The 21,170-nt window shown below is 71.4% G+C and carries 18 protein-coding genes, 1 tRNA gene and 1 pseudogene; 10 read left to right on the plus strand and 10 right to left on the minus strand.

The genetic code is table 11. From position 1 onward, the window contains the following. Positions 1 to 28: 28 nt before the first annotated feature. From E9998_RS25760 to E9998_RS01615, 3 genes are all read right to left on the minus strand, one after another. A complete protein-coding gene (locus tag E9998_RS25760) occupies positions 29 to 1,939 on the minus strand; it encodes a DUF6357 family protein (protein ID WP_204745189.1) in 1,911 nt (636 codons plus the stop codon). Between the two features lie 85 nt (positions 1,940 to 2,024). After that, positions 2,025 to 3,098, minus strand: a complete 1,074-nt coding sequence (gene ychF / locus E9998_RS01610; protein ID WP_136527940.1) for a redox-regulated ATPase YchF — start codon at positions 3,096 to 3,098, stop codon at positions 2,025 to 2,027. Positions 3,099 to 3,234: 136 nt separating this feature from the next. Further along, positions 3,235 to 3,657 (minus strand): hypothetical protein, encoded by a 423-nt coding sequence (locus tag E9998_RS01615; protein WP_136527941.1) that lies wholly within the window; start codon positions 3,655 to 3,657, stop codon positions 3,235 to 3,237. A 112-nt stretch (positions 3,658 to 3,769) separates the two neighbouring features. On the opposite strand from E9998_RS01615, the gene E9998_RS01620 reads away from it, so the two are divergent. The 3 genes from E9998_RS01620 (at position 3,770) to E9998_RS01630 (ending at position 5,462) form a co-directional block, all read left to right on the plus strand. Beyond that, the gene (locus tag E9998_RS01620) at positions 3,770 to 4,333 is read left to right on the plus strand and encodes a TetR/AcrR family transcriptional regulator (protein ID WP_136527942.1); all 564 of its coding nucleotides are present in this window, start codon (positions 3,770 to 3,772) and stop codon (positions 4,331 to 4,333) included. Between the two features lie 246 nt (positions 4,334 to 4,579). Further along, positions 4,580 to 5,029 carry a MarR family winged helix-turn-helix transcriptional regulator gene (locus E9998_RS26645; protein ID WP_136527943.1) on the plus strand — a complete coding sequence of 150 codons (450 nt, stop codon included), beginning with the start codon at positions 4,580 to 4,582 and terminating at the stop codon, positions 5,027 to 5,029. A gap of 10 nt (positions 5,030 to 5,039) precedes the next feature. Continuing rightward, entirely contained in the window at positions 5,040 to 5,462 is a 423-nt protein-coding gene (locus E9998_RS01630) for an organic hydroperoxide resistance protein (RefSeq protein ID WP_136527944.1), read from the plus strand. A 48-nt stretch (positions 5,463 to 5,510) separates the two neighbouring features. Here E9998_RS01630 and E9998_RS01635 read toward each other — a convergent pair whose 3' ends face one another. The 4 genes from E9998_RS01635 to E9998_RS01650 form a co-directional block, all read right to left on the minus strand. Further along, on the minus strand, positions 5,511 to 5,957 hold the full coding sequence (locus tag E9998_RS01635) for a hypothetical protein (protein WP_136527945.1): 447 nt from the start codon (positions 5,955 to 5,957) through the stop codon (positions 5,511 to 5,513). 100 nt (positions 5,958 to 6,057) lie between these two features. Beyond that, the gene (locus E9998_RS01640; RefSeq protein WP_136527946.1) at positions 6,058 to 6,828 is read right to left on the minus strand and encodes a succinate dehydrogenase/fumarate reductase iron-sulfur subunit; all 771 of its coding nucleotides are present in this window, start codon (positions 6,826 to 6,828) and stop codon (positions 6,058 to 6,060) included. After that, positions 6,828 to 8,741: a fumarate reductase/succinate dehydrogenase flavoprotein subunit gene (locus tag E9998_RS01645; RefSeq protein ID WP_136527947.1), complete on the minus strand. Its 1,914-nt coding sequence runs from the start codon at positions 8,739 to 8,741 to the stop codon at positions 6,828 to 6,830. Before E9998_RS01645 ends, E9998_RS01640 begins: the two co-directional genes overlap by 1 nt. Before the next feature lie 9 nt (positions 8,742 to 8,750). Further along, on the minus strand, positions 8,751 to 9,557 hold the full coding sequence (locus E9998_RS01650; RefSeq protein WP_136527948.1) for a hypothetical protein: 807 nt from the start codon (positions 9,555 to 9,557) through the stop codon (positions 8,751 to 8,753). Between the two features lie 234 nt (positions 9,558 to 9,791). On the opposite strand from E9998_RS01650, the gene mshB reads away from it, so the two are divergent. Both mshB and E9998_RS01660 read left to right on the plus strand, forming a co-directional pair. After that, positions 9,792 to 10,718: an N-acetyl-1-D-myo-inositol-2-amino-2-deoxy-alpha-D-glucopyranoside deacetylase gene (gene mshB, locus E9998_RS01655; protein WP_136527949.1), complete on the plus strand. Its 927-nt coding sequence runs from the start codon at positions 9,792 to 9,794 to the stop codon at positions 10,716 to 10,718. Between the two features lie 159 nt (positions 10,719 to 10,877). Then, positions 10,878 to 11,564, plus strand: coding sequence for an MgtC/SapB family protein (locus E9998_RS01660; RefSeq protein WP_136527950.1), 687 nt, complete (start codon positions 10,878 to 10,880; stop codon positions 11,562 to 11,564). Positions 11,565 to 11,664: 100 nt separating this feature from the next. On the opposite strand, the gene E9998_RS01665 is transcribed toward E9998_RS01660, so the two are convergent. After that, positions 11,665 to 11,738, minus strand: a tRNA-Arg gene (locus E9998_RS01665). 538 nt (positions 11,739 to 12,276) lie between these two features. Here E9998_RS01665 and E9998_RS01670 point away from each other — a divergent pair. Continuing rightward, on the plus strand, positions 12,277 to 13,314 hold the full coding sequence (locus tag E9998_RS01670; RefSeq protein ID WP_136527951.1) for a M48 family metallopeptidase: 1,038 nt from the start codon (positions 12,277 to 12,279) through the stop codon (positions 13,312 to 13,314). A gap of 57 nt (positions 13,315 to 13,371) precedes the next feature. Here the strand turns inward: E9998_RS01670 and E9998_RS01675 are convergent, their stop codons facing one another. Further along, positions 13,372 to 14,712 carry a dipeptidase gene (locus E9998_RS01675; RefSeq protein ID WP_136527952.1) on the minus strand — a complete coding sequence of 447 codons (1,341 nt, stop codon included), beginning with the start codon at positions 14,710 to 14,712 and terminating at the stop codon, positions 13,372 to 13,374. 39 nt (positions 14,713 to 14,751) lie between these two features. On the opposite strand from E9998_RS01675, the gene E9998_RS01680 reads away from it, so the two are divergent. Further along, entirely contained in the window at positions 14,752 to 15,585 is an 834-nt protein-coding gene (locus E9998_RS01680) for an SURF1 family cytochrome oxidase biogenesis protein (protein WP_240037462.1), read from the plus strand. Here the strand turns inward: E9998_RS01680 and E9998_RS01685 are convergent. Next, positions 15,542 to 17,719: a transglycosylase domain-containing protein gene (locus E9998_RS01685; protein ID WP_136527954.1), complete on the minus strand. Its 2,178-nt coding sequence runs from the start codon at positions 17,717 to 17,719 to the stop codon at positions 15,542 to 15,544. The genes E9998_RS01680 and E9998_RS01685 overlap by 44 nt on opposite strands. A 253-nt stretch (positions 17,720 to 17,972) precedes the next feature. Here E9998_RS01685 and cobA point away from each other — a divergent pair, with 253 nt between their 5' ends. The 3 genes and pseudogenes from cobA to E9998_RS25095 form a co-directional block, all read left to right on the plus strand. Continuing rightward, on the plus strand, positions 17,973 to 19,172 hold the full coding sequence (gene cobA / locus E9998_RS01690) for a uroporphyrinogen-III C-methyltransferase (RefSeq protein ID WP_204745190.1): 1,200 nt from the start codon (positions 17,973 to 17,975) through the stop codon (positions 19,170 to 19,172). 228 nt (positions 19,173 to 19,400) lie between these two features. Then, positions 19,401 to 20,492 carry a DUF1611 domain-containing protein gene (locus E9998_RS01695; RefSeq protein WP_136527956.1) on the plus strand — a complete coding sequence of 364 codons (1,092 nt, stop codon included), beginning with the start codon at positions 19,401 to 19,403 and terminating at the stop codon, positions 20,490 to 20,492. A 235-nt stretch (positions 20,493 to 20,727) separates the two neighbouring features. Continuing rightward, positions 20,728 to 21,170: pseudogene (locus E9998_RS25095) on the plus strand (fibronectin type III domain-containing protein); the annotation flags it as partial.

A 21,170-nucleotide genomic window follows, 5' to 3' on the forward strand; every position in this document is an offset into this window, starting at 1 on the left:
CCGGTCGAGGACGGCCGGTGAGCCGGCGTCACGACCACCGTTCGAACTCGGCGTCGAGGCGCGGGTCGGTGCGCACCCAGACCTCGCCGTCGGCCGCCCCGGCGGGCGGATCGACGCGGTCGAGGCCGAGGAATCCGACCAGTTCGATCAGCTCGGCGCGCTCGGCGCGACGGTCCTCCAGGCGGTCCGATTCGAAGAAGACGTAGAACCGGTCGCTCGTGTCGACGATGCCCGAAGCGGCCCAGATCCGCGCCACCTCCACGATCGCGTCGGACGCCGTCGTGACCGCCTCGGCCCGCGCCCTCCCGCGGGCCTCTGGCGACGCTTCGAGGTCGTCGAGGCGGGGCATCCACTGCCCGAAGTGGCGCAGCCCCGAGAATCCGTTCTCGAAGAACAGCATCGCGGCGGGCATGTACGCGTTGGCGCGGTCGACCTTGAGGTACTCGGTTCGGGAGCCCTCGCCCCCTTCGGCCCGGGCGATCACTTTCCTCCCGGGCATGAGCACGAGCCGCTCGCCCGAGGCCTGGTCCTCGATGGTGACGACCCCGCCGTCGCGGCCCTTGAAGAACGCGGAGAAGGCGACGTAGCCCTCCTGGGGGCGGCGCACCGAGGCCTGCTCCTCGGTGCCGGTGTCGTCGCGAAAGACGTACCGGCGGGGAGCCGCCGCATCGGGGCCGGCCTCGCCTCCGTCCGTGCCCTGCCGATTCGCCTCGTCGCGGTGACGGCGGGCCTGCTCGAACTCGTCGACGTCCGTCGTCCAGGACCCGAGCCCGTCCAGTGCGGCGCAGCCGCCGTCCACGAACGCGCGCACCACGGCCAGGTACCGGGCGAGGCCGTCGACCAGGCTGTACTCGACCCGGTACACCGCCTTTTCCTCGCCGTCCGCCGGTGTGGCGGTCGTGATGCGTGTGACGGCGTCGGCGTAGAAGTACAGCTGGAGCCCTTCGCCCAAGGCCTCGTCCTCGATGGTGAACACCTGGTTGCCCGAGCCGTGCCGCTCGGCCACGAACTCCCAGAACGCCTCGGCTGCGGCGCGGGGAGCGCCCGGGGTCCACGTCTGCTCGGCGTCCTTGTCGTCGGAGAACTCGAGTGCCCGTGCCCCGGCGGAGCGGTCGGCGTCGGCGTCGAACGGTCGCTTCCGGGCGTCGGCGGCGGCCTCGGCACAGATCAGGAAGCCCACGGTGTTCACCGCGTCGTCGGCCGAATCCGGGCGCGCGCCGCGCACCGCCGCGCGGGCCGCCTCCTCCATCCGGCGCCAGTCCTGCTTGTCGGTGCCGGTCTTGCCCCTTCGCGGATCTCGAGCGATGCGCATCCCCGCGCAGGCCCGCTCCGCGGCGCCGATCACTTCGAGCACCTCGGGGAGCAGCCCGGGATCGACGGCCCCGGGGTCGCGGCGCGGGATCGTCGAGCGGTGCAGGTACTGCCCGGTGTACTTCAGGATTGCGGCGTCGAGCGGGGAGAGCGCGACGCCGCGCCGAGCGCGGTCGCGGTCCGCCTCGTACTCCTGCGCCCGACTCCAGTCGGCGGTCTCACGGGCCGCCCCCATCGCCGCGAGGACCCGGCCGCCTTCGAGCAGGCCGACGTCGGCGCCGTGCGCGACGAGCCGGACCCGGTCCCATTCGGCCCGGCCGAGGAACGCGTCCACGTCCTCGGGCGCGGCGAGGAGGATCGGGTCGAGCAGCGCGGCGGCCGCGTCCTGGTCGAGCGGGCCGCTGACGCCCGCGTCATGGCACAGCGGCAGCAGCGCGCTCCACAGGATCAGATGCCTGGACAGGTCGTCGCGGAGGACTGCGAGGTGCGCCTCCCCGACGGGGACAACGAAGATCCGCGGGTCGTGGTTGGCGTCGGCGCCGCCGACGACCTCGAGCGCCAGATCCCGGTCCTGCCGGAGCACGCGGGGCAGCCACCGGTTCTCACGGGCGAACTCGATCCGACTCACGCGACGTTCCCTTCATCGAGGCGGGCGCCGGGGCGACGCCCGGACGCGAGCGCCGCCGCCCGCGTCGGCGCGGCCGGCGGCGCCGCTACACATTGAAGCGGAACTCCACCACGTCGCCGTCGGCCATGACGTAGTCCTTGCCTTCCATGCGGACCTTGCCGGCGGCCTTGGCGGCCTGCATGGTGCCTGCGGCGACGAGGTCGTCGAAGGAGACGATCTCGGCCTTGATGAAGCCGCGCTGGAAGTCGGTGTGGATCTCCCCGGCGGCCTCGGGGGCGGTCGCGCCCTGCTTGATCGTCCAGGCCCGCGTCTCCTTGGGGCCGGCCGTCAGGTAGGTCTGGAGGCCGAGGGTGGCGAAGCCGACGCTGGCGAGGCGGTCGAGGCCCGGCTCGCTCTGGCCGGTGGACTCCAGGAGCTCGCGGGCCTCCTCCTCGTCGAGGTCGATGAGCTCGGACTCGAACTTGGCGTCGAGCACGACCGCCTGCGCGGGGGCCACGAGCGCGCGGAGCTTCGCGGCCAGGTCCTCGTCGGCGACCTGGTCCTCGTCCACGTTGAACACGTAGATGAACGGCTTGGCGGTCAGCAGGTGGAGGTCGTAGAGCAGCTCGGTGTCGAGCCCGGCGGCGAAGATCGTCTTCCCGGAGTCGAGCACCTCCTGGGCGGTCTTGACGGCGTCGAGCTTGGCGCGGGCGTCCTTGTTCATGCGCGCCTCGCGTTCGAGGCGCTTGAGGGCGTTCTCGACGGTCTGGAGGTCGGCGAGGATCAGCTCGGTGTTGATCGTCTCGATGTCGTCCACGGGCGAGACCTTGCCGTCCACGTGGGTGACGTTGCCGTCCTCGAAGACCCGCACGACCTGGGCGATGGCCGAGGTCTCGCGGATGTTGGAGAGGAACTGGTTGCCCTTGCCCGCGCCTTCGGACGCGCCCTTGACGAGCCCGGCGATGTCGACGAACGTCACCGTGGCCGGCAGGATCTTCTCGGACTCGTAGATCTCGGCCAGCTTCGGCAGCCGCGCGTCCGGGACGGCGACGACGCCGACGTTCGGCTCGATGGTCGCGAACGGGTAGTTGGCCGCGAGGATGTCCGAGCGGGTCAGCGCGTTGAACAGCGTGCTCTTGCCGACGTTGGGCAGGCCGACGATACCGATGCTGAGTTTCACGAGGGTCAAGTCTAGGCGGCGCCGGAGCGGGACGTCGCGGCGCGACCTCGTATGGAGTGGGCGCCCACCCCGCGGGCGGGGTGTCGGGCGGCGTGCCTGTCGCCTTCGGGGGCGGGCGCCCGGTTTCGGGGCCGGTTCAGGCGGTCAGCAGGCCCACGCCGAGGGTCGCGACCCCGGCCGCGAGGCTCGCCGCGCCGACGAACACCAGCGCGATCGCCCGGTTCGGCCGGGTGCGGCCCTTGCCCGCCATCGCGGCGAAGAACCCGCCGGACATGAGGACGGCGGCGGCCGGGATCGCGGCGCGGGCGGTCCAGCCCCAGAAGCCGGTGAGCGCGGTCGCGTCGGCGAGGACGAGGGCGACGAGGCTGAGGATGACGAGGACGCCGGCGTGGGCGTGCCCGGCGCGGGAGAAGGCCTTCTGGAAGTCGGTGAGGGGCACGCCCCCTCCGGCGACCTTGACGAGGAACAGGCCGCCGAACTCGATGGTGACGACGGTGAGGAGGCCGATCCCGGCCAGGATGCGGGAGGCGTCGCTCAGGGCGATGGTGGATTCGAACATCAGGGGGTTTCCAATCTCGTGCGTTGTCCTCAACCTACCCACCGGTCTTGACAGTGTCAAGTTGTGTGCCCGTGTTGTTTGACACTGTCAAGTTCTGCGCTAGAGTGGCCGCGTGACCGATCGCTACCACCACGGCGACCTCCGCCGCGCCCTCATCGACGCGGCCGTCGAGGCCGTCGCCGAGGCCGGGCCCAGCGCCCTGAGCCTGCGCGCCGTCGCCAAGCGGGCCGGCGTGTCCCACGCCGCCCCCGCCCACCACTTCGGCGACAAGGCCGGGCTCCTCACGGCGGTCGCCGCCGAGGGCTTCGAGCGCTTCGCCGACGCGCTGGAGGCGGCCTGGGGCGACACCGGGGACTTCTACGCCGTGGGGGCCGCTTACGTGCGCTTCGCCATCGACCGCAGGCCGTACTTCGCGGTCATGTTCCGGCCCGAGCTGGTCCACACCGACGACCCCGACCTGGAGCGCGCCGCCGCCCGCGCCGCCGCCGCGCTGCACCGCGGCTCGGGCGAGTCCGACCCCGACGCGGGCTTCAACGCCGCCGCGCTCGGCGCCTGGTCCCTCGCGCACGGCTTCGCCGAACTCCTCATCGCCGGGAACTTCCCGCCCGCGGTCCGCGCCGACCCGGAGGCCGCGTTCAAGGCCGTCGCGCAGGCGACCGGCCTGGGCCGCGCCTGAACCGAGCCCGAGTCGTGTCGCCTCCTCCGATCGGGCGACTTCACCGCTGCCGGAGCCGGTTTTCGTCGTACCCGCGCGGCATCGTGGGCAGTACGTTTCCCCTCTGGGTGGGTGGGGGCTAAGGATGGCAGGGGCGGTTCGACGCGTCGACTCGCACTGCGACTCGGGCGCGGCGATCCGTCGGGTGAGTGTGATGCGTTCACGATTGAGTTGTGCACAATTAAGTTGTGCGCTATGGTTCTGTGCATGGACGCCACGCCTCGACTCCGCGAACAGGCCTGCTTCGCGCTGTACACCGCCTCCCGGGCGGTCATCGGGCTGTACCGGCCGCTCCTCGACCGGCTCGGCCTGACCTACCCGCAGTTCCTGGTCCTCATGGCGCTGTGGGAGAGCGACGGCCGCACCGTGACCGACCTCGGCGACGCGCTCCAACTCGATTCCGGCACCGTCTCGCCGCTCCTCAAGCGGCTGGAGGCCGCCGGGTTCGTCGAGCGCCGCCGCGGCTCGAACGGCGACGAGCGCCGCGTGACCGTCCACCTCACCGAGTCCGGCGCCGCGCTCGAAAGCCGGGGCTGCGAGATCACGCAGGTCGTCGGCGGCGCCTCCGGCATGTCGCACGACGAACTCATCGCCCTGCGCGACAAGCTCAACGAGTTCACCCAGGCCATCCGCACCCGTGAAACCGCCACCGAGTAAGGGGAACACCATGGAACCGCTCTACATCGCCCACGCCGTCTCCTCGGGAGAGGGCCGCAACGGCCGCGTCGCCACCGACGACGGCCTCATCGACCTCGACCTGGCCATCCAGAAGGAACTGGGCGGCCCCGGGGGCAAGACCAACCCCGAGCAGCTCTTCGCGGCGGGCTACGCGGCCTGCTTCCACAGCGCGCTCCAGGCCGTCGCCCGCGCCGCCAAGGTCGACCTCGGCGCCTCCACCGTGGAGGCCAGCGTCGGCATCGGCAAGGAGGGCGAGGGCTTCGGCCTCAACGCGATCCTGGAGGTCGCCACCCCCGGCGCCCCCCGTGAGACCGCCGAGGCGCTGGTGGCGAAGGCCCACCAGGTCTGCCCGTACTCCAACGCCACCCGGGGCAACATCGTGGTCGAGATCGACCTCGTCGAGACCGCCTGAGCGATGACGTGAAAGGAGGGCCCCGCCAGCCGGGGCCCTCCTTTCACGTCATGGGGTTCCCGCGAACCGCCGACGCAGCGCCTTGCCGAGCTCGACCGCGCAGGCCACGGCGACCACCGGCACCGCCATCACCCACGCGCGGCCGACCGCGTCGGTCGTCAGAGTGGTCCACAGCGGCTGTTCGGGCAGGAACACCAGGCCCGTGACGCACACCGCGGCGATGCACAGCGCGAACGCGAGCGCGCCCGCCCGCAGCGGGCGCAGCAGACCCAGGGGGAGCAGCCGCCCGTCGGCCTGGCGCACCCCGTAGACGATGCCGCCGACCAGCGTGAAGACCAGCCAGCCGAAGTTCGTGGAGCTGAAGCCCGAGATCCCGTGGTACTCGCCGCGGGCCAGGCCGAAGGCGGCGGCGACCGCGGCGCCGGAGGCGCCGGCCCACAGCCAGGGCCACAGGTCCAGGCGCAGTGATCGGTTGAGGGAGTGAAGCAATCTCATCCACTCAGGATCGCCCGGCGCGGGGCGCCGCGCGTCCGCTCCGGGTACCCGAGCGGACGCGCGGCCTCGACCCCGGTCGTAGTCCCGGGGTGCCGAGGCCCTAATCCGTGGCGCTCGGCGCCTTGCCCTTGCGGAAGATCTTGCGGCCCAGCCACACCAGCGGGTCGTACCGGTCGCCGGCGACGCGCTCCTTCATCGGGATGATGGCGTTGTCGGTGATGTGGATGTGCTCGGGGCACACCTCGGTGCAGCACTTGGTGATGTTGCAGTAGCCCAGGCCCTGCTCGTCCTGAGCGGCCTCGCGCCGGTCGTCGCGCGCGTCGAGGGGGTGCATGTCGAGTTCGGCGGCGCGGATGAACAGGCGCGGGCCCGAGAACGGCGGCTTGTTCTCCTCGTGGTCGCGCACCACGTGGCAGGTGTTCTGGCACAGGAAGCACTCGATGCACTTGCGGAACTCCTGGCTGCGCTCCACGTCGACCTGCTGCATCCGGTACTCGCCGGGCTTGAGGTCCGCGGGGGGCGCGAACTGCGGCATCTCGCGCGCCTTCTCGTAGTTGAACGAGACGTCGGTGACCAGGTCGCGCACCACGGGGAAGGTCCGCAGCGGGGTGATGGTGACCGGCTCGCCGTCGGCGAACAGGTTCATGCGGGTCATGCACATCAGGCGCGGCATCCCGTTGACCTCGGCCGAGCACGAACCGCACTTGCCGGCCTTGCAGTTCCACCGCACCGCGAGGTCGGGGGCCTGCTCGGCCTGGATGCGGTGCACCACGTCGAGGACCACCTCGCCCTCGTTGACCGCGACGTCGAACTCGGCGAGCTCGCCGCCCTCGGCGTCGCCCCGCCATACCCGGAAGGTCCTCGTGCTCATCAGGCTTCCTCCACTGTCGTTGAGGGATCGGTCGTCGCAGTGCCGTACTCGTCGGCGGTCATGTACTTCGACAGCTCGGCGGTCTCGAACAGCCCCAGCAGCTCCGGCGTCATGGCCGGGACGTCCTGGCGCGTCAAGCGCACCTCGCCGTCCTCAAGGGAGGCGACCAGGTTGATCTTGCGCCACTCGGGGTCCATGCCGGGGGCGTCCTCGCGGGTGTGGCCGCCGCGCGACTCGTCGCGCTCAAGGGCCGCCTTCGCCGTCGCCACCGAGCAGACGTACATGTTCCGCAGGTCGAGCGCGAGGTGCCAGCCGGGGTTGTAGGCCCGCCCGCCCGAGGCGCTCACGTTCGCGATCCGGCTTTCGAGCGCCGCCAGCTCGGTCAGCGCCTCCTCCAGCTCGCCCGCCTTGCGGATGATCCCGACCAGGCGGCCGTTCACCGCCTGGAGCGCGCTCTGGAGCGCGTACGGGTTCTCGCCCTCGTTCCCGAACGGGCGCAGCGCGTCCTCTGCCGCCGCGGCGATCTCGGCCTCGGTGAGCTTGGGCGACTCGGCGCCCGAGGCGTGCGCCGCGGCGTACTCGCCGGCGCGCTTGCCGAAGACCAGCAGGTCCGACAGGGAGTTCCCGCCGAGCCGGTTCGAGCCGTGCATCCCGCCCGAGACCTCGCCGGCCGCGAACAGGCCCGCGACCGCCGAGGCGGCAGTGTCGGCGTCGACCTCGATGCCGCCCATGATGTAGTGGCAGGTCGGGCCCACCTCCATCGGCTCGGCGGTGATGTCGACGTCCGCGAGCTCCTTGAACTGGTGGTACATCGAGGGGAGCTTCTTGCGGATGGTCTCGGCGTCGCGCCGGGACGCGATGTCGAGGTATACGCCGCCGTGCTCCGAACCCCTGCCCGCCTTGACCTCCGAGTTGATGGCCCGCGCGACCTCGTCGCGCGGCAGCAGCTCCGGCGGGCGGCGGTTGTGGTCGGGGTCGGTGTACCAGCGGTCGCCCTCCTCGGGGTTGTCGGCGTACTGCGCCTTGAACACCTCGGGGATGTAGTCGAACATGAACCGCTCGCCCGCGGAGTTCTTGAGGACGCCGCCGTCGCCGCGCACCGACTCGGTGACGAGGATGCCGCGAACCGAAGGGGGCCAGACCATCCCGGTCGGATGGAACTGGATGAACTCCATGTTGATGAGCTTCGCCCCGGCCCGCAGCGCGAGGGCGTGCCCGTCGCCGGTGTACTCCCACGAGTTCGAGGTGACCTTGAACGAGCGCCCGATGCCGCCGGTGGCGAGCACGATCGCGGGGGCCGCGATCGCCATGAAGCCGCCCGTGGCGCGGCGGTAGCCGAAGGCGCCCTTGACCGCGCCGCCCTCGATGAACAGCTCGGTGATCGTGGTCTCGTCGATGACCTGGAGCTTCGACTCCGACTCGCCCGCGGCCTCGTCGTCCTGCTGGAGCGAGACGAGCTTCTGCTGGAGGGTGCGGATGAGTTCGAGGCCCGTGCGGTCGCCGACGTGGGCGAGGCGCGGGTACTCGTGGCCGCCGAAGTTGCGCTGGCTGATCTTGCCCTCGGGGGTGCGGTCGAACAGCGCGCCGTAGGTCTCCAGCTCCCAGATCCGGTCGGGCGCCTCCTGGGCGTGGAGCTCGGCCATCCGGTAGTTGTTGAGGAACTTGCCCCCGCGCATGGTGTCGCGGAAGTGGACCTGCCAGTTGTCGTTGGCGTTGACGTTGCCCATCGCGGCGGCCGCGCCGCCCTCGGCCATGACGGTGTGCGCCTTGCCGAACAGGGACTTGGAGATGACGATGACGCTCTTGCCCGCCAGGCGCGCCTCGACGGCCGCGCGCAGTCCCGCGCCGCCCGCGCCGATGACCAGGACGTCGCACGCCAGGTGCTCGACCTCGTTGATGTCGTTGTCGCTCATGCTCTTCCCCTATCCCACGAAGCGGAGGTCGGTGATCCATCCGGCTGCCACGGCCATGACGTAGAAGTCCGTGAGCGCCAGCGAGGCCAGGGTGATCCAGGCCCACATCATGTGCCGGCCGTTGAGCGCGCTGGAGATCGTCCACAGCCGGTACCGGACCGGGTGCTTCGAGAAGTGCTTGAGCCGCCCGCCCATGACGTGGCGGCACGAGTGGCACCCGAGCGTGTAGCACCAGAGCAGCACCACGTTCGCGGTCAGGACCAGGTTGCCCAGGCCGAGGCCGAAGCCGTCGGGGGAGCGGAAGGCCAGGATCGCGTCGTAGGTGTTGATGAGCGAGATCGCCACGGCGAGATAGAAGAAGTACCGGTGCAGGTTCTGGCCGATGAGCGGGAAGCGAGTCTCGCCCGTGTACTTCGCGTGCCCGTCGGGGACGGCGCAGGCGGGCGGGGAGAGCCAGAACGACCGGTAGTAGGCCTTGCGGTAGTAGTAGCAGGTGAGCCGGAAGGCCAGGAGGAACGGCAGGCTCAGCGCCGCGTACGGCAGGAGCGGGTGGTCGGGCAGGAACCGTCCGAAGTGGGCGGAGTCGGGGACGCAGCCGTCGGAGACGCACGGGGAGTAGAACGGCGTCAGGTAGTGGTAGTCCGCCACCCAGTAGTCGCCCTGGTAGAAGACCCGGAAGGTCGCGTAGGCGACCCAGGCGGTGATGCCCAGGACCGTCAGGATCGGCCCCCGCCGCCAGTTGTCGATCCGCAGGTTCCGCGCCTTGATCGCGGCTCTCGGCGATCGCGTGACGGCAGGTTCGTCTGTTGTGGTCATGGCGCCCCTTCGCGCGGCTCTCCCTCGGACCGGAGCCCGTTCGCTTGTGCCGGGCCTGGGCCCGTCAGCGCAGAATAGCCCCACGAATACGACCTGGAACCATGGGGTGCATCACAATCGCGAGCATTCTTCTTGGTGTGACGGTAGATTCCTAAGATTCATCAGAGTGGTCCATTGCGTCCGGTGGGTCGCGAGTGGCGCCAGTGGCCCGCCCGCGCGGCTACGCTGGGCCGCATGAGCGCACGCGGCACCCGCCCACCCGTCACCCCCCGACACCCGGAACGGGGCGAACGCTCCCTCCTCTTCGTCCACGCCCACCCCGACGACGAGACCGTGGGCACCGGCGCGACCCTCGCCCACTACGCCGCCCGCCCCGACGTCCACCTGACCGTGGTCACCTGCACCCTCGGCGAAGAGGGCGAGGTCCGCGTCCCCGCCCTCGAAGGGCTCGCCGCCGCCGAGGCCGACCAGCTCGGCGGCTACCGGTACTGGGAGTACCGCCAGGCCACCGCCGCGCTCGGCGTCGCCGACACCCACTTCCTCGGCGGCGTCGGCCGCTGGAGGGACTCGGGCATGATGGGCACCCCCGCCAACGACCACCCTCGCGCCTTCTGGGGCGCCGACCTCGACGAAGCCGCCGCCGACCTCGTCGCCGTCCTGCGCGACCGCGCCCCCCGCGTCCTCGTCACCTACGACCCCGACGGCTTCTACGGCCACCCCGACCACATCCAGGCGCACCGCGTCGCCATGCGCGCCTGCGACCTCGCCGCCGACCCCGACTGGCGCCCCGACCTCGGCCCCGCCCACGAGGTGCGCAAGATCTACTGGACCACCATGCCCCGCAGCATCATCGAAGCCCAGTTCGACGCGTTCGCCAGCGCCCCCGACAACCCCTTCGCGGGCGTCGCGAGCGCCGCCGACCTGCCCTTCGGCGTCCCCGACGACCAGATCGACGCCGCGATCACCGCCGACGACGCCGCCACCGCCCGCAAGCGGGCCGCTATGGCCGCCTACGCCACCCAGATCGCCCCCGGCGACTGGCTCGACATGCTCGGCGACAAGCTCGGCGCCGACGCCCTCGCCGCCGAGCACTACCGCCTCGTCCGAGGCGAGCGCGGCCCCGTCGACGACCGCGGCTGGGAGACCGACCTCCTCGCCTGACAGTCCCTTTCAACCATCCCTTTCAACCATCCTTTTCGACCGCCCCTTTCAACTGCCTCTCTTGGACCGCCCCTTTCGACCGTCCCGGCGGACCGTCCCTCTCAACCGTCCCTCCCAACCGTGATTCGGACCCCGCCCGAACGGGTAGCCTCTGCGGCCATGGACCAGCTACTCGAACAGCTCGCCCCGCTCGGGCTCGCGCTCCTGCTCGGCCTCCTCATCGGCGCTGAACGCGAATGGCAGGGCAAGCCAGCGGGGATGCGCACGCACGCGCTCATCGCAGTCGGCGCCGCACTGTTCGTCCTCGTCGGGCGATACGGCTTCGCCGAGGTACCGGCGGGCACCCCCGGCGTCGACCCCGCGCGCATCGCCGCGCAGGTGGTCACCGGGGTCGGCTTCCTCGGCGCGGGGGTCATCTTCTTCCGCCGGAACCTCGTCTACGGCATGACCACGGCCGCCTCGATCTGGTCGGTCACCGCCATCGCGATCGCGTGCGCCGCCGGCCTGCCGTGGGCCGCGGTCGCCGTCACCGCCGCCCACCTGCTCGTCGTCGCCGGCCTCGCCCCCGTCGAGGACTGGATCGCCCGCCATGCCAAGCACACCGGCCGCCTTCACCTGCGCTACTCCACCTCCGAAGGCCTCGCGGCGGCGCTGGCGTTGTGCACGGCGAAGGGCTTCACGGTGGTCGAGATCGAGAGTGAGGACGGCGACGGCGACGAGCGGAGCACCGCGATCACCCTCGCGGGCCGCGGCTCGGTCCGCGAGCTCACCTCGACCCTCAACGAGGAGGAGGGCGTGGTCGCTGCGACCTTCCGCGAAGAGGACACCTCGACGGGAGGCATGTGAGTCCGGGAATTGCCACCAACGGTGCAACCGAGGGCGGCCGAACCCGTCGCCCTGGCGGTGGGGGAGTGGCGCTGTAGGCCGCTGAACTGGGGGAAGAGAGCGCCTCAGGCAGGATTCGAACCTGCGACCATCGGATTAGAAGTCCGGTGCTCTATCCAGCTGAGCTACTGAGGCTCGGCGGGGTCGCACACGGCGCCGCGCCAGCGCAAGGATACCCGGCGGCCGGTGGCGGGGGAACACGGTGGTGCGGGTGGGGACGCCGGAGCGGGGAGTGGGCGTGCGGAGGTAAGCGCGGTCATTTCGGAATGGGGCGTGCGGCGATCTTGTGTGAATGCGGCGGACGCTCGATTGCGGAGGATGCGCGGGGCCGGTGGCGGGGGTTCGGCCCGGTCGCGGACACGGATGCGGGGCGTCGCAAGAACACCCCAAACGATTCTCCGCGACGCCCCGGAATTGCTGACCCGTATCAATCAGTAGTCGTTGAACGCTCAAGTGTCAAGCGGCACACCGGTTGTTGACGCCGATTCGTTATCTTGCCCTATGTGGGCGGCAATGCCCGCTATGCGGCCGGGTCCGAGCGGACGTTCCGTGCGCCCCTCGGCACGCGCCGCCCCCGGGCCCCGGCCCCCGCTCCGGAGCGGGCGTTCTCGCGAGTCCCGCCGCTGGCGTGAGCGTGCCACACTTGCACCAGAGCCAACCGTGAGGAGCGGGCATGAGCGACGAGCATCCGACAGCGGACGACGACACCGCGCCCGAGGCGGGCGGCGGCGAAGGCGGCCCGGTCGAGGTCCGGGAGTCCTCGCGCGACGCGGTCCTGCTGCGCGGCATATCGACCCGCGCCTGGGAGCACCCCGCCGACCGGGGCGCCCTGGTGGCCCTGCGGGAGCTGCGCGGCTTCGACATCGTCATGCGAAAGCTCTCGAGCGTCCTCTCCGAGCGCGCGCTGCGGCTGAGCTTCCTCGGCTCCTCGATCCGCGTCGACCGCCACCAGTACGCGCGCGTCCACGAGGCCTACCTCTCGGTGGGCGCGGTCCTCGACGCCGCCGAGCTCCCCGACCTGTACGTCACCCGCAACCCCGACCTCGGCGGCATGTGCGTGGGCATCGACAAGCCGATCATCGCGATCAACTCGGGCTCGGTGGAGCTGCTCGACGACGCCGAGCTGCGGTTCCTGCTCGCGCACGAGCTGGGCCACGCCCTCTCCGGGCACGGCCTGTACCGGACCATGCTCATGGTCCTGCTGCGCCTGACCACCTCCGTCGCGTGGATTCCGGTCGGCGTGGTGGGCCTGCGCGTCATCACCGCCGCGCTCTACGAGTGGAGCCGCAAGTCCGAGCTCTCGGCCGACCGGGCCGGGGCGCTCGCCGTCCAGGACCCGGCCGCGGCCGTGCGCGTCATGGCGAAGCTCGCCGGCGGCGGCGACCTGCGGGACGTCGACACCGCCGCGTTCCTGGAGCAGGCCAAGGAGTTCGAGACCGGCGGCGACCTGCGCGACAGCTTCCTCAAGCTCATGCTCCTCGAACAGCGCAGCCACGACTTCGCGGTCGCCCGCGCCGCGACCCTGAAGACCTGGATCGACGACGGCGAGTACCGCGAGTACCTCTCCGGGGGCTACCCGCGCCGCGACGCCGACGGGGACGCCTCGATCTCCGCGGAGGCCAAGGCCGCCGCGAAGTCCTACAAGGACCTGTTCGAGACCTCGGGCGACCCGCTCGCGAAGCTCCTGCGCCGCTTCCGCGACGGCCTCTGAGACCTGTGGAGCGAAGCGGGGCCCGGCGCACTTGCCGGGCCCCGCTTCGCGTCTTCGCTAGCGTTTGAGCTTCTCCAGCAGTAGCGCCTCGGCCACGCAGACGCGCTCGAACATCGCGATGTCGAGGGACTCGTTGGGGCCGTGCGGGTTCGAGTACTGGTCCTCGACGCCGGTGACGAGGATCGCCGCCTCGGGGAACAGCTCCTGGAAGGTCGCGATCATCGGGATCGAGCCGCCGACGCCGATCTCGACCGGCTCGGTGCCGTCCCACGCCTCGGCGAAGGCCGCGCGGGCCGCGTCGAAGGAGGGCCCGGTCGCGTCGATCGCGCACGGGTCGCCGAGGCCGCCCTCGGGGGTGACGGTGACGGTCGCGCCCCAGGGCGCGTTGGCCGCGACGTGCGCGCGCACCGCCTTGAGCGCGTTCTCGGCGGAGTCCCCGGCCGCGAGCCGGAACGAGACCTTCGCGCGCGCGCTGGGCTGCAAGGCGTTCGCGGACTCGGCGGCGCCGGGCGCGTCGATGCCCAGGACGGTGGCGGTCGGCTTCGACCACAGGCGCTCGGTGAGGCGGCCGGTGCCGATGAACTCGGTGCCCGGGAGCATCCCGGCCTCGTGGCGCAGCGCGGCCTCGTCGTAGTCGAGGTCGGCGCTGCGGCCGGTGACCAGGCCTTCGACGGCGACGTCCCCGGCGTCGTCGTGCAGGGTCGCCACCAGGCGCGCGAGGGCGGTCAGCGCGTCGGGCACCGGCCCGCCGAACAGGCCCGAGTGCACCGCGCCCTTGAGGACGGCGACCTCGACGTAGACGTTGATCACCCCGCGCAGCGTGGTGGTCAGGGCCGGGACCTCGGTCTTCCAGTTCGTGGAGTCGGCGATGACGACGACGTCGGCGGCCAGGAGGTCGCGGTGCTCGCGCAGCAGGCCCTCCAGGGTCGGGGAGCCGAACTCCTCCTCGCCCTCGATGAGCAGCTTCACGCCGACCGGCGGGCGGCCGCCGTGGGCGCGGAGCGCGGCCACGTGCGCCATGACGCCCGCCTTGTCGTCGGCGACGCCGCGGCCGTACAGCCGCCCGTCCTTCTCGACCACGGTGAACGGGTCGTCCTGGTCCCATAGGGAGAGGTCGCCGACCGGCTGCACGTCCTGGTGGGCGTACAGCAGGACCGTCGGCTGCCCTTCGGGGGCCGGGAAGTGCGCGTACACGCTCGGTTGCCCGCCGCCGTGGCGCAGCTGCCTCGCCTCGGCGGCCCCGGCGTCCTCCAGGAGTCGCTGGACGGCGTCGGCGCCCCTGCGGGCCGGATCGTGGTCGAGTCCGTCGAAGGCGATCGCCGGGATCGTGACGAGGGCCTCCAGATCGGCGCGCACTCCGGGCATGGCGGCGCGCACCGCATTCACAACATCGCTCATGGGGCGCAAGTCTAGGTGCCGTCTAGACTCGGCGGCGTGATGGAGCGATACAGGTTCGTCCTCGCCCCGCGCTGGGTCGGGCTGACGCTGGCGGGCGCGGTCGTGATGGTCGTGTGCGTGCTGCTCTCGGACTGGCAGTGGGGCCGGGCGGTCGAACGGGCCGCGGCGAACGAGGTCATCGAGTCGGGCGGCGAGGCCGTCCCGCTCGACGCGACGCTCCCGGCCGGGGCGCCCCTGGCCGACGAGGACCGCTGGACGCTCGTGGAGGCCGTCGGCGTCTACGACTCCGGCGCCGAGATCGTGCTGCGGGCCCAGACGAACAACGGCGTCAACGGCTTCGAGATCGTCACCCCGCTGGTCCTGGAGGACGGCACCGCGCTCCTGGTCGACCGCGGCTTCATCGCCTCCGAGGGCACCGGCAGCGTCCCCGACTACCCCGCCGCCCCCGCCGGCGAGGTCACCGTGACCGGCCGCGTCTACGAGTCCGAGCCCGAAGGCGGCTCGGTCAGCGAGGTCGACGGCCACCTGGAGTCGCGCCGCCTCAGCCTCCCGATGTTCGAGGACCGCCTCGGCTACGAGCTGCGCGGCGCCTGGATCGCCGACACCGAGCCCGCCGAGGGCCTCACCGCCCTGGAGACGCCCTCCTTCAAGGACTGGCAGAACTACTCCTACGCCGGGCAGTGGCTGCTCTTCGCGCTCCTGGTGCCGCTCGGCTGGGTCGCGCTCGCGCGCCGCGAGCGCCGCGACCTCGACGCCGCCTTGGAAGCCGGCCCGGACACCGAAGCGGCCCCGTCGGAAGCCGACGAGGCCGCTGCACCGGACGCGCCGGTCAGTCCTTCCCCTCGAACTGGATCTGTCTCGACGGAGCGTTGAACTGCTCCACCGGCACTCCTTCGAGGGCCTCCCTGAATATCTTCCCGACCGTCTCCTTCGAGGTCGAGGTGTTCCCCTTGCCCACCGAGTTGAAGATGTAGTCCGGGTCGGCCATGAAGGCGCCGATCGTCATCTGCGGCGTGTAGCCGAGGAACCACGAGGCCCGGTCGTTGTCGGTGGTGCCGGACTTGCCCGCGATCGGCCGCCCGGCGAGCTGGCCGACCACCGGCGAGGTGCCCCAGGGCCCGCACTGCGCCCCCTTGCGGGCCGTACCGGTCACGCACCGGCCCGCGTCGGTGGCGGCGCGCGCGACGTCCTCGTCGAGCTCCTGGTGGCAGCGCGGCGAGGCGACGTCGAGCTCCTGGCCGTTCGGGTCGATGATCCGCAGCGCCGGGATCGGCTCGCAGTACTGGCCCTCGGCCGCGAGCGTGTTGAACACGTTCGTCATCTCGATCGGCTGGACGTCCGAGACGCCGAGCGTGAACGGCCCCCAGCCCGAGCGCCGCTCCTCCGAGGCGTAGTACGCGTCGCCCTCCGAACGCCACTGGAGGCCCATCCGCTCGGCCATCTCCACGGCCTTGTCGGCGCCGACGCGGTCGATGAGCTGCGCGAAGTACGTGTTCACCGACATCCCGAAGCCCGACCACATGTCGCGGTTGCCGGCCATCGAGGCCGAGCCGTTCTTCGGGCACCAGTTCCCGCCGCACGCGGTCGTGGCGGACACGAAGCTCGTCCTGACCTGGTTGGGGGAGCTGATGTTGTAGTCGAGCGGGTAGCCCGCGTCGAGCGCGGCGAGCATCGTGAAGACCTTGAACGTCGAACCGGCCTGGTAGCCGCCGGTGTCGCCGCCGCCGAGGACCGGGTTCACCGTGTTCGGGTAGTTGCCCTTGCGGTCGAAGGACGGGTTCGAGTGCGGGCCGTTGTGGCTCTGGTCGTACGAGAAGACCCGGTTGGCGCCCAGCGCCTTCACGCGCCCGGTGCCCGGCTCCATGACCACCGCGCCGTGCAGGAGCTTCGACTCCTTGCTCTTGGCCTTGTTCACCGTGTCGTTCGCGATGTCCTGGAGCTCGGGGTCGAGCGTGGTGATGACGGTGTACCCGCCCTGGCGCAGCTCCTTCTCCCGCTCGGCCGGGGTCGCCCCGAAGGCGTCCTGCTCGCGCCACCAGCGGCGGAAGTAGTCGCAGAAGAAGCCGTACTCGGAGGTCGTGCCCTCCACGCCGATGCACGAGTTCGGCGGGTCCGAGACGTCGAGCTCGATCGGCAGGCCCCGGACCTCGGAGACGTCGCCGTGCGAGAGGTAGTCGATGTCGACCATCCGGTCGAGCACCCAGTTGCGCCGGTCGAGGGCCGCGGTGCCGTCGGCGCTGATCGGGTCGTAGGCCGAGGGCGCCTGGACGAGCCCGGCGAGCGTGGCCGCCTCCTGCATGTTCAGCTCGGAGGGGTGCTTGGAGAAGTACACCTGAGCGGCGGCGAAGATGCCGTACGCGTTGTGCCCGAAGTAGGCCTGGTTGAGGTAGCGCTCCAGGATCTCGTCCTTGGAAAGCTGGTCCTCCACGGCCATCGCCAGCCGCGCCTCGGTGACCTTGCGCGTCGCGGTCTGCTCGGTGGCGGCGATGACCTCGTCGATGGTCTCGGCGTTGAGCTGGAGGGCCCCGCGCACGTACTGCATGGTGATCGTCGAGGCGCCCTGCTCGACGCCGCCGGAGGAGTTGTTGGCGACGAAGGCGCGCACGATGCCGCGGTAGTCGACGCCGTTGTGCTCGTAGAACCGCGAGTCCTCGGCCGCGACCATCGCCTGCCGCATGACCGGCGCGACCTCGTCGAGGGTGACGTGGCGGCGGAACTCGTCGTAGAAGAGGCTGATGAGGGTCTCGCCGTCCGCGGCGTACACGTACGAGGTCAGCGGGGGGTCGGTCTCGGTGACCTCCACCGAGAGCGTGTCGATCGCGTTGAAACCGGCCTTGGCGCTCAGTCCGGCCATCGCCGCCAGCGGGAACAGCAGGGCCGCTATCGCCAGTCCGGCGAGCAGACTGGTGCGCAGGAGGGCGTACACCCCTTCGGCGGGCGGTCCGGTCTGGTCGCTCCCGTGTTCGGACAGTCCGGGCACACGGTGCTGGCGGGGTCGATCACGCATATATCCAGCCTAGGGCACATGCGGGGCGCCAAGGTGAAAAAACTCACGAGCCCCGGTAACGCTTTCGCAGTAGAACGGGACGCGACCCGCACTCGCCTCCCGCGCGCCCCAGCGGAAACCGGGATCGGCACCGCGACGGGGCGGCCGGGGCCCGAACACCGCGTAACATGCTCGCAATCCTCCGGTTAGATGCCCGCGACGATTTCCGCCTACGCTTGGCGACGTATCACTGGGAGTGCTGGAGGAGGCACCTGTGTCGGTCTACGAGGTCGGTCTGCGCTTGCGCGGCAAGACGGTGCTCGTCGTCGGCGGCGGCTCGATCGCCGGACGCCGGGTCCCCCGCCTGCTGGCCGCGGGCGCCCACGTCCGCCTCGTCGCCCCCGAGGCGACCACGACCCTCTCGGACCTCGCCGCGTCCGGCGAGCTCCACTGGGACCGCCGCGCCTGGCGCCCCGGCGACGGCGACGACGCCTGGTTCGTCCTCGCCGCCACCGACGACCCCGCCGTGAACGCGGCCGTCGCCGCCGAGGCCGAGGCCCGCCGCACCTGGTGCGTCCGCGCCGACGACGCCGAGGCCTCGAACGCGTGGACCCTCGCCGCCACCGAGTTCGACGGTGTCGGCGTCGCCGTCCACGCCTCCGGCGACCCCCGCCGCGCCGCCGCCGTCCGCGACGCCGTCGCCGCGGCCCTGCGCGCCGGCGAGATCGCCGCCCCCCGGACCCGCACCGCCCGCCCCGAAGGCGGCTCGGTCGCCCTCGTCGGCGCCGGCCCCGGCGACGCCGACCTCATCACCCTCCGCGGCCTCGAACTGCTGCGCCGCGCCGAAGTGGTCGTCTCCGACCGCCTCGCCCCGCAGGAGCTGCTCGACATGCTCGGCGACGACGTCGAGATCGTCGACGCCGCCAAGCTCCCGTACGGGCGCCACACCACCCAGGAGCAGATCAACGCCGTCATGGTCGAGCGCGCGCTCGAAGGGAAGTTCGTGGTCCGCCTCAAGGGCGGCGACGGCTTCGTCTTCGGCCGCGGAGCCGAGGAGCTCGACGCGTGCCTCGAAGCCGGGGTGCCGGTCGAGGTCGTCCCCGGCCTCTCCTCCTCCATCGCCGGCCCCGCCGCCGCGGGCGTCCCCGTGACCGAGCGCGGCGTCGTCCACGACTTCACCGTCGCCACCGGCCACGTGCCCCCCGGGCCCCGCAGCCTCGTCGACTGGGCCTCGCTCGGCGCCGGGAACGGGACGATCGTGCTGCTCATGGCCGTCAAGAACCGCGCCGCGATCGCCGCGGCCCTCATCGACGGCGGCCGCGACCCGCGCACCCCCGTCCGGATCGTGGAGAGCGCGACCACGAAGAACCAGACCGTGCGCGAATGCGTTCTTTCCGACCTGGGCGTCACCGAAGCGCACCACCCGTCCGTGATCGTCATCGGAGCGGTCGCCGGGCGCGGCCGAGAACTGTGAGTTTTCGCAGCTAGAGACCGATTTTCAGGCGGCGCCGGAGTGTAACTCCGGCGCCGCCGCAGTTTTACCTAATCCACCCTTTACAAGCGCGAACACAGGCCGTAATATTCGTCCATCAACAGCGCGGCGATCGCCGTGTCTGCCACCGTGGTCACTATCTGAACCACAGGTGTACTTCCATTAAAGCGGGTGCTCCCGCTGACCCTTTTTGTCCTCTTTGGAGTGTGCATGCGCATTCGTGAGTTGTCTGCTGAGCTCGCTTCGCGGCTCAAAGTCGCCTACGCGGTCCGCAATGTCGACCTGACGTTGCCCGGACTCACCCTGGTCGACGAATGCGCGCCCCGCCCCGGCCATATCCTGGTCGCCCGGGTCGACGCCATCGGGCACCACAACTGGCTCGAAGTCGCCACCGGCCGCAAGGCCGCCATCTACCCCGGCGACGAGGTCCTCCTCGCCTTCGGCGAGCGCTACGCGCCCGACCAGTACGAGTCGCGCGTCCCCGAGGTCCTCGGCAGCTCCGTCGACCTCGTCGCCGCCGGCGGCGTCGCCGGCGAGGTCCTCTCCCGCCACGGCGACATGCGCCCGCCGACCCGCCTCGAGCCCATCGGCGTCCTCGCCGACCGCGAAGGCGTACCCGTCGACCTGCGCCGCTTCAACGTGCTCGCCCCGTTCGGCCTGGGCGACCACCCGCCGGTCGTCTGCGTCGTCGGCACCTCCATGAACGCGGGCAAGTCCACCACCGCCGCCTCGGTCATCCGCGGCCTCGCCCGCGCCGGGCACCGCGTCGCCGGCATCAAGATCACCGGCACCGGCGCCGGCGGCGACCCGTGGATGTTCCGCGACTCCGGCGCCGTCGTCGCCGCCGACTTCACCGACGGCGGCTACCCGACCACTGCGGGCGTCCCCGTCCCCGAACTCGCCGAGCTCGCCCAGACGCTCTACCACCACGCCGCCGCGCACGACGTCGACGCCGTGGTCATGGAGATCGCCGACGGCATCCTCCAGGCCGAGACCTCCGCGCTCCTCGAATTCCCGACGCTGCGAGAACTGGTCGACGGCGTGGTCCTGGCCGCCGCCGACGCCGCGGGCGCCCGCTACGGCGCCCAGCACCTGCGCGGCCTGGGCCTGCCCGTCATCGCCGCCTCCGGGCGCCTGACCCAGTCGCAGCTGGCGATCCGCGAGGCCGTCGCGGGCATGGACGCCCCGGTCTACACGCCCGGCGAACTCGCCGAGGCGCATGTGGCCCAGGAGATCCTGGCCCTGGCGGGCGTGGCGCGGACCCGCAGGTCGGGCGTGCTCGAACTGGGCGAAGCCGCCTAGCGGACGACCGGATTCGATGGCGGCGCGGACACGCGCCGCCATGCCTGTCCGGAATCAGCGGCGGAGGCCACTTTGGCCGACCCGCGTCCGAGACCTTCTTGTGACAATGGGAGGCTGGTCGGCGTTGCATGCGTGAATTAGGCTCAGGTTCGCGTGCCGCCCCCAGGCACCGGTCAGGGCCCGAGTGGCGCTCGCGCTTCTGGTACAGCTGACCCCCCGCAGAGGAACCCCCCTTATGACCACGAGCAGTGTCGACGCCCGGCGATTGAACGTCAAGGGCCTGTTGATAGCCGTCGGATTGCCGGTCGTGCTGGTCGGCGCGCTCGTCGCCACGCTCTTGGGCACGGGTGCGTTCAGTCGTGAGAGTCAGGGCGAGGACGCGAGTCTGTGGCTGTGGACGACGCAGGCCGGTGAGATTGCGCGGGTGAACGGCCTGACCGCCGCGACCGACGTGCGCTACGACTTGACGGACGCGGCCGGGAACGCGGTCCAGATCGAGCAGACCGATTCGCACCTGCTGCTTCGGGAGATCGTGACCGGGAAGGTCTCGGCGATCGACCTCTCGACCCTTGAGCTCACCGGTTCGGCCGAGACCGCGCCGGGCGAGGGCGTGCGGGTGGCGCTCTCGGATGACGGTGCGTTCATCATCGATCAGACGCAGGGTCTGGTGAATCAGGT

This window comes from Glycomyces paridis (genome assembly GCF_004912155.1).
GTDB lineage: Bacteria > Actinomycetota > Actinomycetes > Mycobacteriales > Micromonosporaceae > Glycomyces > Glycomyces paridis.